This window comes from Allobosea sp., from assembly GCF_048595345.1.
Taxonomy (GTDB): domain Bacteria; phylum Pseudomonadota; class Alphaproteobacteria; order Rhizobiales; family Beijerinckiaceae; genus Allobosea.
In genome coordinates this window covers 1-11,983 of sequence record NZ_JBMDWH010000195.1, presented here as the reverse complement: position 1 = coordinate 11,983, position 11,983 = coordinate 1, and the positions used below count along the sequence as shown (strand labels likewise).

Genomic DNA, 11,983 nt, shown 5'->3' with positions numbered 1-11,983 from the left:
AGGCGGTGGCGCAGGCGCTGGGCTGAGCCGGCAACACGGCGCATCGCGCCGCAATCAGAGCCGCGGATGCGGCCGGAGCATGGACAAGGGGGGCATTCGCCCATGGATTTGACGTCGTTTTCGCTGAGCGATCCGCTGCTTTGGGGTAAGCTCGCCGAGATCATCCTGCTCAACGTCGTGCTCTCAGGCGACAATGCGGTGGTGATCGCGCTCGCCTGCCGCGCGCTGGCACCAGAGCAGCGCACCAAGGGCATCGCGCTCGGCGCCGCCGTCGCCGTCGTCCTGCGCATCGCCTTCACCGTGGTCATCGCTTCGCTGCTGTCGATGCCCTTCCTGCGCATCGTCGGCGCGGTGCTGCTGGTCTGGATCGCGGTGAAGCTGCTGATCGAGGATGGCGAGGCCGATGAGGACGCCATCGCCGCCTCGAGCAAGCTCTGGAAGGCGGTGCAGACCGTCGCCATCGCCGACATCGTCATGAGTCTCGACAACGTTCTCGCCATCGCCGGCGTCGCCCGCGATTCGATGCCACTGCTGATCGCCGGCCTCGTGATCTCGATCCCGCTGATCGTCGTCGGCGCCTCGCTGATCACGAACCTTCTGACCCGCTTCCCGATTCTCGTCTGGGCCGGTGCGGCACTGCTGGGCTGGGTCGCGGGCGAGATGCTCGATTCCGACCCGTGGCTCGCCGGCCGCTTCGGCGAGGACCTCCTTCACACGCTCGAATACCCGGCCGCCATCCTCGGTGCGCTGCTGGTGGTCGGGCTCGGCTATCTCATCAAATCGCGCCGTCCCGGCCCGGCTCACTGACAGGGGAACGAAACACCCATGGATTTTGCATCATCCACCTTCTGGATCTCGCTGCTCCAGATCATCTGGATCGACCTGCTCCTGTCCGGAGACAACGCCATCGTCATCGCCATGGCGGTGCGCTCGCTGCCGGAGAAGCAGCGCAAGCTCGGCATCTGGCTGGGCTGCGGCGCGGCCGTCACCCTGCGCATCATCTTCGCGGTCATCGTCTCCTATCTGCTCAACGTGCCCTTCCTGAAGGTGGTGGGTGCGCTGCTGCTGTTCTGGATCGCGATCAAGCTCGCCATGGGCGAGGATGAATCGCACGGCGACATCAAGGCCAGCGACAATCTCTGGAAGGCCGTGCGCACCATCGCCATCGCGGACGCCGTGATGAGCCTCGATAATGTGCTGGCGATCGCAGCCGCGGCGCGAGGCCATTTCGAACTCTTCGTCTTCGGCCTTCTGCTGACGATCCCGCTGATCATCTTCGGCGCCAACATGCTGTCCAAGATCCTGGAGCGCTTCCCGATCCTGGTCTGGTTCGGTGCCGCGCTGCTGGGCTGGATCGCCGGCGAGATGCTGGTCAGCGACATCGCGCTGCTGCAGTGGTTCCACACCGCCATCCCGAGCTGGGTCACAAGCGTGCCGGTCTCCGATACCCATCCGGCCGGCCTCGCGACGGCCAAGACGGTCTATTACGGCGCGGCTGTGGTCGGTGCGGCCTTCGTCTGCACCGTCGCCTACCTGATGAAGCGCAAGCCGGCCGACCAGCCGGGCTGAGGCGCTTACGCCTCTTGCAGAACGATCGCAGCGGCGGCCAGGGCAACCTGGCCGCCGTTTTCGATGAGGCGTGTGCGACCTTGCGGGGTATCCCGTCGCGCTGGGTCAAACACGGCAAAACGCCCGCCTCCCGGCAGCGACACCGCGAAACTCTCCGGCTCACGCAGGAGCCCGGTGCCGAGCGCCTTCACATAGGCCTCCTTCGCCGCCCAGATCAGGCTGAAGGCCACAGCGCGCTGCAGCCCATCGAGAACCGCCAGCGCCGCCTGTTCCTGCGGATGCAGCAGAGGGAGCGGAATGTCAGCGGCCGGCTCGACCGCCTCGACATCGACGCCGATCGGGCTCTCCGCCAGCCCGACCGCAACCACCCCGCCGCGGGTGGCGAGCGAGAGGTATAGATCGGGCCGCGCCGGCAGAACCGGCTGGCCGCTCGGCAGATGCCCGATCGCCCCGTCCCAGCCCGAAAAACCATCCTGGCCGGCGAACACCTGCCGCGCGGTGTCCCGCCGCAGCCGCGAGCGCTCCGCCCGGTCGACGGGCCGCGCCAGCGTCGCCACCAGCCAGACCGCCGGCAGATGGGGAGTGCGAAAGGTAGGATCGTCGGCCCAGATCATGGGGTGAGACTATCCGGCGGCCTCGCCCCTGTCGCGCTTTGCGCCCCAGACATGCCGCGTCCTTCCCGCTGCGCGTTGACGTCTCCCCGCTTCGGTTTCAGGAGAAACCATGTCCGCAGATCCTGCCTCCCGCACCGCAGCGGCCGCCGCGCCGCTGACCAGTTCCGGCATGCTGCTCGGTGTGCGCCGCGTTTCGGTGCTGCTGCCCGGAATCGTCGTGTTCGCCGTCGCCTTCGGCGCTGCCGCTGCCGCCAAGGGGCTGACGCTGCTCGAGACCGTGCTGATGAGTGGGCTCGTCTATGGCGGGGTCTCGCAGCTCGTCGCGATGGAAATCTGGCGGCCGGAATGGAGCTGGGGCGCGATTGCGGGGCTCGCCGTCGTGACGGCGACCGTCAATGCGCGCATGATCCTGCAGGGCGCCGCGCTCCAGCCCTGGTTCGCGTATTATTCCAAGCGTCTCAACGCTCTCCATCTGTTTTTTTACACCGATGCGAACTGGCTGATCGGCACGCGCTACCGCGAGGAAGGCGGCCGCGATCTCGGCGTGCTGATCGGCGCAGGGCTGGCGCTCTGGGTGGTCTGGGTGCTCGCCACCCTCGCGGGCCATGGTCTGGGCGCGTTGGTCTCCGACCCACGCCGCTACGGCATCGACCTCGTGATGCCGATCTTCTTCGCGGCGATGATCGTGCCGATGTGGAAAGGGCGCCGCGCGGCGATGCCATGGCTGGTCGCCGGGCTCGTCGCGCTGGTGACGGCCAAGCTGGTCAACGGCTACGCCTTCATCATCACCGGCTCGCTGGCCGGCGCGTTGACGGGGGCGTTCCGCGATGACGCTGCCTGATCCCGGTCCTTGGGGCGCCTATCTCGCCATCGGGGCCATGGCGCTCGCGACCTATCTCTGTCGTATCTCGGGCGTCGCCCTGATGAGCGTCATCCCGCTGACGCCTCATGTCCGCCGCGGGCTGGCGGCGCTGCCGGGGTCCATCGTCGCGGCGACCGTGCTGCCGCTCATCGAGCGGCTCGGTTGGGCCGCGGGAATCGCGCTGCTCGCGGCCATGGCGAGCATGATCGTCAGGCGCAGCGAATTGCTGGCGCTGGTCACCGGAATGGCTGTCATTTCGGGGCTGCGCGCGCTGGGCTTCTGACCGATCACCGCTTGCGATCGCTTCCATCACATCCCGTCATCGCGCTATGCGCCCCGGCGTGTTGACGCGCCGGGCTGGCGGGAGGACGGTGCAGGTCAGAAGAACTGACCAAATCGGAGCGCCGCCATGGCATGGTATTCTCAAACCTGGACCTGGTTCGACGGAGACTGGCACGAGGGCAATCCCGGCCTCGTCGGCCCGCGCAGCCATGCGCTCTGGCAGGCCTCCTCGGTCTTCGACGGCGGCCGCTATTTCGACGGCGTGGCGCCGGATCTCGATCGCCATGCTGCCCGCGTGAACCGCTCCGCCGTGGCGCTCGGGCTCGAGGCGACCGTCAGCGAGGACTTCATCATCGGCAAGGCCATGGAAGGCGTGAAGAAATTCGCGCCCGGCACGGCGCTTTACATCAAGCCGATGTATTGGGGCGAGGCTGACGGCCCCTCGACCATCATGCCCGATCCGGATTCGACGCAGTTCGCGCTGTGCCTGTTTGAGGCGCCGATGCCGCAGCCGACCAACGGCTTTTCGGTGACCAAGGGCCTCTATCGCCGCCCCAGCTACGAGACCGCGCCGACCGACGCCAAGGCCGGCTGCCTCTACCCCAACAATGCCCGCATCCTGAAGGCGGCCAAGGCCGCCGGCTTCGACAATGCGCTGGTGCTCGACATGCTCGGCCATGTCGCCGAAACCGCGACCTCCAACATCTTCCTCGCCAAGGACGGGGTGGTGAAGACGCCGGTGCCGAACGGCACCTTCCTGAACGGCATCACCCGGCAGCGCGTCATCGGCCTGCTGCGCGCCGCCGGCGTTCCGGTCGAGGAATGCAGCCTGCGCTATGAGGATTTCGAACAGGCCGACGAGATCTTCATCTCGGGCAACTATTCCAAATGCATGCCGGTCATCCGCATCGACGACCGCACGCTCCAGCCCGGCCCGATGTTCCGCAAGGCGCGCGAGCTCTACATGGACTTCGCGCATTCCAAGCCGAAGGCCGCCTGAGGCCGCCCGATGGCGAAGCTCGCCACACGGCTGACGCAGCGCCTCGGCATCGCCCATCCGATCCTGTCGGCGCCGATGGCGCTGGCCGGCGGCGGGGCGCTAGCCGCGGCAGTGACGCGCGCCGGAGGGCTAGGGCTGATCGGCGGCGGCTATGGCGATGCCGACTGGCTCGCACAGCAATTCGCCGCTGCTGGCAATGAGCAGGTCGGCTGCGGCTTCATCACCTGGTCGATGGCCAGACAACCGCAACTGCTGACGCAGGCGCTTTCGCATGAGCCGAAGGCGCTGATGCTCTCCTTCGGTGATCCGCACCCCTTCGCGGCCGAGATCGCAGCCGCCGGCGTGCCGCTGATCTGCCAGTGCCAGTCCCTCGACCATGTCCGGCGGGGGCTGGAGGCGGGCGCCGCGATCATTGTCGCGCAGGGCGCCGAGGCCGGCGGCCACGGCCACCGTCGCGGCACCTTGCCCTTCGTGCCGGAGGTGGCGGATCTGCTGGCCCGCGAGAGCCCCGACACACTGCTCCTCGCGGCCGGCGGCATCGCCGATGGGCGCGGTCTCGCGGCAGCGCTGATGCTCGGCGCCGATGGCGTGCTGGTCGGCACCCGCTTCTGGGCCAGCCGCGAGGCGCTGGTGCATCAGCGCCACCACGCCGTCGCTGTCGCGGCCAGCGGCGACGACACGGTTCGCTCCTCGCTGCCCGACATCGCCCGCCGGCTCGACTGGCCCAAGCCCTTCGACATCCGCGTCCACGCCAATGCTTTCACGAAAGACTGGGCGGGGCGCGACGACGAGCTGCGCGCCGCGATCGAGACCGAGGCGCCTGCCTATCGCGTGGCCTTCATGGCGGGCGAGGCCGACAAGGCCGCCGCGATCTTCGGCGAGGCGGCAGGGCTGATCGCCGACATTCCGCCGGCGGGCGAGATCGTCGAGCGCATGGTCGCGGAGGCTGCGGCGCTGCTTGGTGGGGCAGGGTGGTTCCTGGTCTAAAGCTTCAGCGTCGAGAGGCCAGGACAGCGCGGGCACGCTATCGCATCAGCCGCAGCAGTCCCGTCGCCTTCAGCCCCACCCCCGCCAACAAGGCATAAATCACCGCCGCCACCCCCGAGAGCAGCAGCACGCCCATCAGCAGCGGCTGGAAGCCGAGCGCAGCGGTCACCCCGAGCGCCAGCGGGGCGAACCACCAGGCGAAGAGCCCGGCCGCCAGCGCCGCAGCGCCCGTGATCGCGAAGAAGCCCGGCAGGCGCCGGTCCGGCGTGGTCCAGCCCTTCTTCAGCCCCAGCACGAAGAGCGTCGTCAGGTTGATCCAGGCTCCCGCCGCCGTGGCCAGCGCCAGGCCCGGCGCGCCCCAATCGCGCCAGAGCAGGAGCTTCAGCACGAGATTGCAGGCGATGGCGCCCAGAGAGACCAGCATCGGCGTCGTCGTGTCGCCGCGCGCCTGGAAGGCCGAGATCTGCGAGCGCATCATCACGATCGCCGGCAGGCCCAGCGCATAGGCGAACAGCACGGTGCCGGAAGCTACGCTGGCCTGCGCATCGAAAGCGCCGCGCTGGAACAGCCCGGCCACGATCAGGTCGGGCACCGCCAGGAAGGCCGCGACGAAGGGCGCGCTGGCGACGAAGGCGATGGCCACCGCCCGGTTCTGGGCGCGGTTGGCCGCAGCCTCGTCCCCGCGCGCGATCGAGCGGCTCATTGCCGAGAGCGCGACCGTGCCGACCGCGATGCCGATCAGCCCGATCGGCAGCTGGTAGAGCCGCTCGGCGTAATACAGCGCCGAATAGGCGCCGCGCGGCAAAAGTGAAGCGATGATCGTGTCGGCGAAGATCGCGATCTGCACACCAGCCGAGCCGATCACCGCCGGGCCGAACGCCTTCAGGAATCGGCGCACCCCGGCGTCCATCCGCGGCCTGACGAGGCGGCTCGAAACCCGCGCCCGGCGCGCCGCCACATAGAGGAGGAGCCACTGCGCCAGCCCCGAAGCCGAGACCCCCCAGGCCGCGGCATAGGCCGCGCTCGGGAACAGGAAGGAGACCGAGAGCGCCGCGATCATCCCGATATTGAGCAGGATCGGCGCCGCCGCGAAGGCGGCGAAGCGATCGACCGCGTTCAGCGTCGCCCCCAGAAAGGTCACCATGGTGACGAAGAGCAGATAGGGAAACGTGATCCGCGTCAGCGAGACCGCGAGCTCAAAGAGGGCAGGGTCCCCGGTCAGGCCGGGCGCCAGCAGCGTCACCAGCCAGGGCATCAGCGGCAGCGCCAGCGCCAAGAGGACGAGCTGGACGAGAAACAGCACGGTGAAGAGCCGGTCGGCGAAGAGATGGGCCGCCTGCGCCCCCTCCCGCTCGGCGATATGGGCATAGGCCGGCACATAGGCTTGGTTGAACGCGCCTTCCCCGAAGATGGCGCGGAAATGATTCGGCAGGCGCAGCGCCACCGAGAAGGCGTCCATCGTCGCGCCGGCGCCGAGAACCGCCGCGAGCACGATATCGCGCAGAAAGCCGGTCAGGCGCGAAATCAGCGTATAGCCGCCGACCGACAGGATGTTTCTGAGCATCGGCACCTTCGTCATGCTCGGGCTCGACCCGAGCATCTCGGGACAAGGAAGCTCCCGCAGCTCTCCTGGAACGGGATTCTCCGGTCAAGCCCGGGAGCGACTCCGGCGTTCGTTCACCGAATGACCGGCGGCAGGGCATCCCCGCGCGGATGATCGACCGTGCGGGCCTCGAAGCCGACCCGCTCGCCGATCAAATAGAGCGGCCGGCGCTTCACCTCCGCGAAAATGCGCCCGACATATTCCCCGATCATGCCCAGCGACACCAGTTGGATGCCGGAAAAGAACATGATCGACACGATCAGCGACGGAAAGCCCGGCAGATCGGTGCCGTAGAAAAGGGTGCGGATCAGGAAGTAGAGAGCCGTCAGCGTCGCGATCAACGCGATCACCGCGCCGCTCCAGGTCGCGACCTTGAGCGGCACGGTCGAGAAGGAGGACAGGCCGTCGAAGGCGAAGGAGAACAGCCGGCCATAGCGGAACTTCGAGACGCCATGGGCGCGGTCGGCGACTTCGAACGGCACGCCGGTCGAGCGGAAGCCGACCCAGGCATAGAGCCCCTTCGAAAAGCGCGCCCGCTCCGGCAGGGCCCGCAGGGCGTCCACCGCCTTGCGGTCGAGCAGGCGGAAATCGCCGGCGCCCTCCGGCAGCTGCGTTTCCCCGAAACGGCCAAAGATGCGGTAGAACGCCTTGGCGAAATTGCGTTTCAGCGCCGTCTCGCCGACGCGGTCGGTGCGCTGGCCGTAGACGTTGAGATAGCCTTCGCGCCACTTCTCCAGAAAGGCGGGAATCACCTCCGGCGGATGCTGAAGATCGGCATCCATGATCACCACCGCATCGCCGAAGGCGTGGTCCAGCCCGGCCGCGATCGCGATCTCCTTGCCGAAATTCCGGCTGAACGAGACCGCGCTGATGCGCGGATCGGCCTTGTTCATCTCCCGGATCACGGACAGCGTGCCGTCGCGGCTGCCATCATCGACGAAGACGATCTCGAAGGAAGCGACCGCGCCGGCGAGCACGCCCTTGAGACGCTCCACCAGCAGCCCGACATTCTCCGCCTCGTTGTGGACGGGCACGACGATGGACAGCTCCGGCCAGCGCGAGGCGCGCGGCGCGCGGGTGGGAGCGGGTGACGCGATGTCCGACACGAAAGGCCTTTCGAACCCGCGCCGAGGCAAGCCGGCGCGGACGCACTGAAAACCGAAAGCTTGCCCGGCGACAAGCCCGATGCGCTATAGCGCATGGCGCCTGAATGCGAGACAACGGAGATGCGACTGGCGATGGCCAAGGGCTTCATTCTCTGCGCCGATGATTTCGCGCTGACCGAGGGCGTCAGCCGTTCGATTTTGGCGCTGCTGGGTCTCGGCAAGCTCAGCGCCACCGGGGCGATGACCAACAGGCCGCATTGGCCGCGGCTGGCCGGCGAACTCGCAGCCTTCGCGGGCCGGGCCGATCTCGGCCTGCATTTCAACCTGACCTGCGGGGCGCCTCTGGGCGCGATGCCGAATCTCGCACCCTCCGGTGCTCTGCCGCCGCTGGGGCAGGTCTTGCGCGGCGCGCTGCTCTCCGCGCCGGTGCGGCGTGAGATCGCGGCGGAGCTCGTGCGCCAGCTCGATGCCTTCGAACAGGCGCTGGGCCGCTCGCCCGATTTCGTCGACGGGCACCAGCATGTCCATGCGCTGCCGGGCGTGCGCGGCGCGGTGATCGAGACCATCGCCGCCCGTTACCCGTCCGGCTCGGTCTATCTGCGCGATCCGGCGGACGGCGTTGCGGCGATTCGCGCGCGCGGCGTCGCGGTGCGCAAGGCCGCGGTGATCGCCGGCCTCGCCCGAGGCTTCGCCGCCGCGGCGCGCCGGCGCCTCATCCCGGTGAATCAGGGGTTCTCGGGCGTCTCGCCATTCGATTCGCAGCGCAACTTCGCCGCCGATCTTCGCCGTTTCCTGCTTCGTCCGGGCCCGGCGCATCTGGTGATGTGCCATCCCGGCTTCATCGACGAAGAATTGGCGACGCTCGACCCGGTAATCGCGACGCGCCCGATCGAGCACGCGGCCATCGCCGGTTTCTCTCCGCCGGAGGGCCTCCAAATGCTGCGCTTTCGTGAATTTTCGCACTGAAGCGGGCCCATTTTCCCACTGCAAGCGATTTGTTTACCGGGGCGTCCCACTATCGCGCCGGGGAATGATGCGCCGCCACCAAACGGCGGCATCGAACGGGGACATGCGGCGCTATGAATTGGTTCCAGCGATCTGCCGACCGGGCGATCGAGACGGCCCCGCAGCAAGCGCTCGGCACCGGTGGCTCACTGAGCAGGCAGATCGCGGCAGCAGCCGTCCTGATCGTGGCTGTGGCGATCATCGTCGTCGTGCTGGCCGTGGCGCGCTACAACGAAACGCGCACCTATCAGGATCTGGAGCAGAAATCGGAGGCGCTCTCCTCCATGGTCGCCAATGCGGCGCCCGCGCTTGTTCTATCGCGAGACTCCAACACGCTGAACTCGATCCTTTCTTCGCTGCGCCGCGACCCGGATTTCGACGCCGCGATCGTCGGAGACGATATCACGACCCTCGCCGGCTCGGGGCGCAGCGAGGATGCGCGCCTGTCGCTGAACCGGCGATGGCTCAAGCAGGCGCTCGGCAGCGAGCCCTGGGACGCCGTGCAGGCGCGAGACAGCTACGAAACCGATAGCGGCGGATATCTGACCAAGGTGATGGCGATCCGCGCGGGCAACAAGACTGTCGCATATGTGGCGCTGCGCTTCGATCAGTCACGGCTGCAGGCCCGTTCGCGCTGGGAGCAGTTCGTCATCGTCGCTCTCGGTGGCGGGATCCTGGCGATCATCGGCCCGCTGCTGTGGTTCTCCCTGTCTCGGACCATGCGGCCGCTGCGGGGCATGACCAACACCATCGTGCGGATTTCCGACGGCGATCTGCACACGCAGATCGACGCTCTCGACCGCCAGGACGAAATCGGCGCCATCGCCCGGGCGTTGGGCATCCTCAAGATCAGGCTCGCGGAGCGCGCCGCGCTGGAGGACCAGCAGAACGTCTCCGAAAGCGAGCGCAGGGCCCGCCAGCAGGCGGTCGATGCCGCCATCACGCTGTTCCGCAGCGAAGTCGGCATGGCGCTGGAAGCGTTCAAGAGCAACGCCGAGCGGATGCGGGAGGCCTCCGACGGGCTGGCGCGAGTTGCCGCCGAGGCCTCGCAGCGCGCCGCCCGCGCCGCCGACACGGCTCATGGCGCCACCGGCAATGTCGAAAGCGCCGCCCAGGCCGCTGAGGAGATGGGCGCCGCGATCCGCGAGGTCGAGTATCAGGTCCGCCGGGTCCGCACCGAGATCGTCGAGGCGGCCTCGGCCTCGCGCGCGACCGCCGGCTCCGTGCAGGAACTCGACGAGACCGCTCGTGCCATCGGCGAGGTCGTGAACCTGATCCGCGACATCGCCGCCCAGACCAATCTGCTCGCGCTCAACGCGACCATCGAGGCGGCCCGCGCCGGCGAGGCGGGGCGCGGCTTCGCCGTGGTGGCCGCCGAGGTGAAGTCGCTCGCCTCGCAGACCGCCGATGCCACCGACCGGATCGTCGCTCAGGTCGCGGCGATCCAGGGCGCGACCGGCGAGGTCGTTGGCGCCATCCAGAACATCGCGCAGCGCATGAATGCGATCGAGACCTTCGCCAACTCGGTCGCCACCTCGATCGAGCAGCAGGCCATCGCGACCGGCGAGATCGCCAGCGGCGTCGCTATGGCGAGCTCCTCGGCGCTGTCGATCTCGAGCGATCTCAGCGTGCTGGCCGACAGTGTCGAGGAAACCGGCCGTTCGGCCGAGCAGGTGCGCGGCGCGGCCGGCGAGGTCGCGACCCAGGCCCACCGCCTCGACTCGACGGTCGACCAGTTCCTGCGCAGCGTCGCCGCCTGATCCGGCGGAAGCACGAGGCGCCACGAGCCCGAGACGCCGACACGAAAACGGGGCCCGTAAGGGCCCCGTTCCGTTTTCAACGGTGTCGGATTCGATCCGCTCAGGCCTTGGCGCCGTGATAGAGCTCGGCCACGTAGTCCCAGTTCACGAGGCTGTCGAGGAACGCCTTGAGATAGTCCGGGCGACGGTTGCGGTAGTCGATGTAGTAGGAGTGCTCCCAGACGTCGACGCCCAGGATCGGGGTCGCGCCATGGACCAGCGGGTTCTCGCCGTTGGGGGTCTTCGAGACGGCGAGCTTGCCGTCCTTGACCTCGAGCCAGGCCCAGCCCGAGCCGAACTGGCCGACGCCGGCGGCGACGAAATCTTCCTTGAACTTGTCGACCGAGCCGAACGACTCGACGAGGGCCTTCTCGATCTCGCCCGGAATGGCCCCGCCGCCATTGGGCTTCATCCACTTCCAGAAATGCAGGTGGTTGTAGTGCTGGCCGGCATTGTTGAACACCGCGGCGTTCTTGCCATGGGAGCCCTTCACGATTTCTTCGAGCGACTTGCCCTCGAATTCGGTGCCCTTGATCGCGTTGTTGCCGTTGTTGACGTAAGCGAGGTGGTGCTTGTCGTGGTGGTACTCCAGCGTCTCTTTCGACATGAAGGGCTGGAGCGCGTCATGGGCGTAAGGAAGATCGGGAAGCGTAAAGGACATGAGGCTGCTCCTTGAGGCTATGAAATTCGCTTGAATGAGAATGGCTTGCCGAGGATTGGCGAGGCGCGGGACACCCGGCCATTCTCCGCGATAGTTAAGCGCGAAGCGGGCGCGCCACAACCGCCGCCGACGCGAAATCCCCGCACTTGCCGTCAGGGCAGCCGGCGCAGCAATTCGGGCTCGCCACTGGCCGAAATGGAAACCGTCTCTTATTCAATGTGTTAGATGATGGGCTGCTTCCCGCTCGCCTGAACGGCGGGACAGGGGCCATGTCGAGGGTGCCGAGTTGACAGCGATTTTCACGGTTCTGGGCCTGGGGCTCTTCAGCGGCGGACTCTACGCGGTCTATAGCGGCTGGCCCTATCTGGTGCTCGAGCGCGGTTTCACCCAGGTCATCATCGGCTCGATCATGGCCACCGCCGGCCTTCTGATGCTCTCGCTCGCCGTCGTGCTGCGCGAAATCCGCGCCATGCGGCGCCAGATCGCCGAAGCCGG

12 protein-coding genes and 1 pseudogene are annotated in these 11,983 nt (G+C 67.8%); 9 read left to right on the top strand and 4 right to left on the bottom strand.

Annotated elements, in window-relative coordinates; all coding sequences use genetic code 11:
- The first annotated feature begins 102 nt into the window (after nt 1-102).
- Nucleotides 103-807 (top strand): TerC family protein, encoded by a 705-nt coding sequence (locus ACOJTB_RS17110; RefSeq protein WP_420103732.1) that lies wholly within the window; start codon nt 103-105, stop codon nt 805-807.
- An 18-nt stretch (nt 808-825) separates the two neighbouring features.
- Entirely contained in the window at nt 826-1,569 is a 744-nt protein-coding gene (locus ACOJTB_RS17105) for a TerC family protein (protein WP_420103731.1), read from the top strand.
- Between the two features lie 5 nt (nt 1,570-1,574).
- Here the strand turns inward: ACOJTB_RS17105 and ACOJTB_RS17100 are convergent, their stop codons facing one another.
- Complete coding sequence (locus ACOJTB_RS17100) at nt 1,575-2,183, bottom strand: 4'-phosphopantetheinyl transferase family protein (RefSeq protein ID WP_420103730.1); 609 nt, start codon at nt 2,181-2,183, stop codon at nt 1,575-1,577.
- Nucleotides 2,184-2,292: 109 nt separating this feature from the next.
- Here ACOJTB_RS17100 and ACOJTB_RS17095 point away from each other — a divergent pair, with 109 nt between their 5' ends.
- The 4 genes from ACOJTB_RS17095 to ACOJTB_RS17080 all read left to right on the top strand — a co-directional run bounded on the left by ACOJTB_RS17095 (nt 2,293) and on the right by ACOJTB_RS17080 (nt 5,314).
- Complete coding sequence (locus tag ACOJTB_RS17095) at nt 2,293-3,024, top strand: AzlC family ABC transporter permease (RefSeq protein ID WP_420103729.1); 732 nt, start codon at nt 2,293-2,295, stop codon at nt 3,022-3,024.
- Nucleotides 3,011-3,328: an AzlD family protein gene (locus ACOJTB_RS17090; protein WP_420103728.1), complete on the top strand. Its 318-nt coding sequence runs from the start codon at nt 3,011-3,013 to the stop codon at nt 3,326-3,328. Before ACOJTB_RS17095 ends, ACOJTB_RS17090 begins: the two co-directional genes overlap by 14 nt.
- 126 nt (nt 3,329-3,454) lie before the next feature.
- Nucleotides 3,455-4,327, top strand: a complete 873-nt coding sequence (locus tag ACOJTB_RS17085) for a branched-chain amino acid aminotransferase (protein WP_420103727.1) — start codon at nt 3,455-3,457, stop codon at nt 4,325-4,327.
- A 9-nt stretch (nt 4,328-4,336) separates the two neighbouring features.
- Nucleotides 4,337-5,314, top strand: a complete 978-nt coding sequence (locus tag ACOJTB_RS17080; protein ID WP_420103726.1) for an NAD(P)H-dependent flavin oxidoreductase — start codon at nt 4,337-4,339, stop codon at nt 5,312-5,314.
- Between the two features lie 37 nt (nt 5,315-5,351).
- On the opposite strand, the gene murJ is transcribed toward ACOJTB_RS17080, so the two are convergent.
- Nucleotides 5,352-6,878 carry a murein biosynthesis integral membrane protein MurJ gene (gene murJ / locus ACOJTB_RS17075; protein WP_420103725.1) on the bottom strand — a complete coding sequence of 509 codons (1,527 nt, stop codon included), beginning with the start codon at nt 6,876-6,878 and terminating at the stop codon, nt 5,352-5,354.
- Between the two features lie 113 nt (nt 6,879-6,991).
- The gene (locus ACOJTB_RS17070) at nt 6,992-8,023 is read right to left on the bottom strand and encodes a glycosyltransferase family 2 protein (protein WP_420103724.1); all 1,032 of its coding nucleotides are present in this window, start codon (nt 8,021-8,023) and stop codon (nt 6,992-6,994) included.
- A gap of 120 nt (nt 8,024-8,143) precedes the next feature.
- On the opposite strand from ACOJTB_RS17070, the gene ACOJTB_RS17065 reads away from it, so the two are divergent.
- Nucleotides 8,144-8,989: a ChbG/HpnK family deacetylase gene (locus ACOJTB_RS17065; protein WP_420103723.1), complete on the top strand. Its 846-nt coding sequence runs from the start codon at nt 8,144-8,146 to the stop codon at nt 8,987-8,989.
- A 113-nt stretch (nt 8,990-9,102) separates the two neighbouring features.
- The gene (locus ACOJTB_RS17060; RefSeq protein ID WP_420103722.1) at nt 9,103-10,788 is read left to right on the top strand and encodes a methyl-accepting chemotaxis protein; all 1,686 of its coding nucleotides are present in this window, start codon (nt 9,103-9,105) and stop codon (nt 10,786-10,788) included.
- Between the two features lie 100 nt (nt 10,789-10,888).
- Here ACOJTB_RS17060 and ACOJTB_RS17055 read toward each other — a convergent pair whose 3' ends face one another.
- On the bottom strand, nt 10,889-11,488 hold the full coding sequence (locus ACOJTB_RS17055) for a superoxide dismutase (protein WP_420103721.1): 600 nt from the start codon (nt 11,486-11,488) through the stop codon (nt 10,889-10,891).
- A gap of 286 nt (nt 11,489-11,774) precedes the next feature.
- Between ACOJTB_RS17055 and ACOJTB_RS17050 the strand changes: the two are divergent.
- Nucleotides 11,775-11,983, top strand: a pseudogene (locus ACOJTB_RS17050) (hypothetical protein); the annotation flags it as partial.

What these genes read in the sequence shown, in the direction of transcription:
- ACOJTB_RS17110 (WP_420103732.1), top strand. Translation starts at nt 103, where the DNA reads ATGGATTTGACGTCGTTTTCGCTGAGCGATCCGCTGCTTTGGGGTAAG.
- ACOJTB_RS17105 (WP_420103731.1), top strand. Translation starts at nt 826, where the DNA reads ATGGATTTTGCATCATCCACCTTCTGGATCTCGCTGCTCCAGATCATC.
- ACOJTB_RS17100 (WP_420103730.1), bottom strand. Translation starts at nt 2,183, where the DNA reads ATGATCTGGGCCGACGATCCTACCTTTCGCACTCCCCATCTGCCGGCG.
- ACOJTB_RS17095 (WP_420103729.1), top strand. Translation starts at nt 2,293, where the DNA reads ATGTCCGCAGATCCTGCCTCCCGCACCGCAGCGGCCGCCGCGCCGCTG.
- ACOJTB_RS17090 (WP_420103728.1), top strand. Translation starts at nt 3,011, where the DNA reads ATGACGCTGCCTGATCCCGGTCCTTGGGGCGCCTATCTCGCCATCGGG.
- ACOJTB_RS17085 (WP_420103727.1), top strand. Translation starts at nt 3,455, where the DNA reads ATGGCATGGTATTCTCAAACCTGGACCTGGTTCGACGGAGACTGGCAC.
- ACOJTB_RS17080 (WP_420103726.1), top strand. Translation starts at nt 4,337, where the DNA reads ATGGCGAAGCTCGCCACACGGCTGACGCAGCGCCTCGGCATCGCCCAT.
- murJ (WP_420103725.1), bottom strand. Translation starts at nt 6,878, where the DNA reads ATGCTCAGAAACATCCTGTCGGTCGGCGGCTATACGCTGATTTCGCGC.
- ACOJTB_RS17065 (WP_420103723.1), top strand. Translation starts at nt 8,144, where the DNA reads ATGCGACTGGCGATGGCCAAGGGCTTCATTCTCTGCGCCGATGATTTC.
- ACOJTB_RS17060 (WP_420103722.1), top strand. Translation starts at nt 9,103, where the DNA reads ATGAATTGGTTCCAGCGATCTGCCGACCGGGCGATCGAGACGGCCCCG.
- ACOJTB_RS17055 (WP_420103721.1), bottom strand. Translation starts at nt 11,488, where the DNA reads ATGTCCTTTACGCTTCCCGATCTTCCTTACGCCCATGACGCGCTCCAG.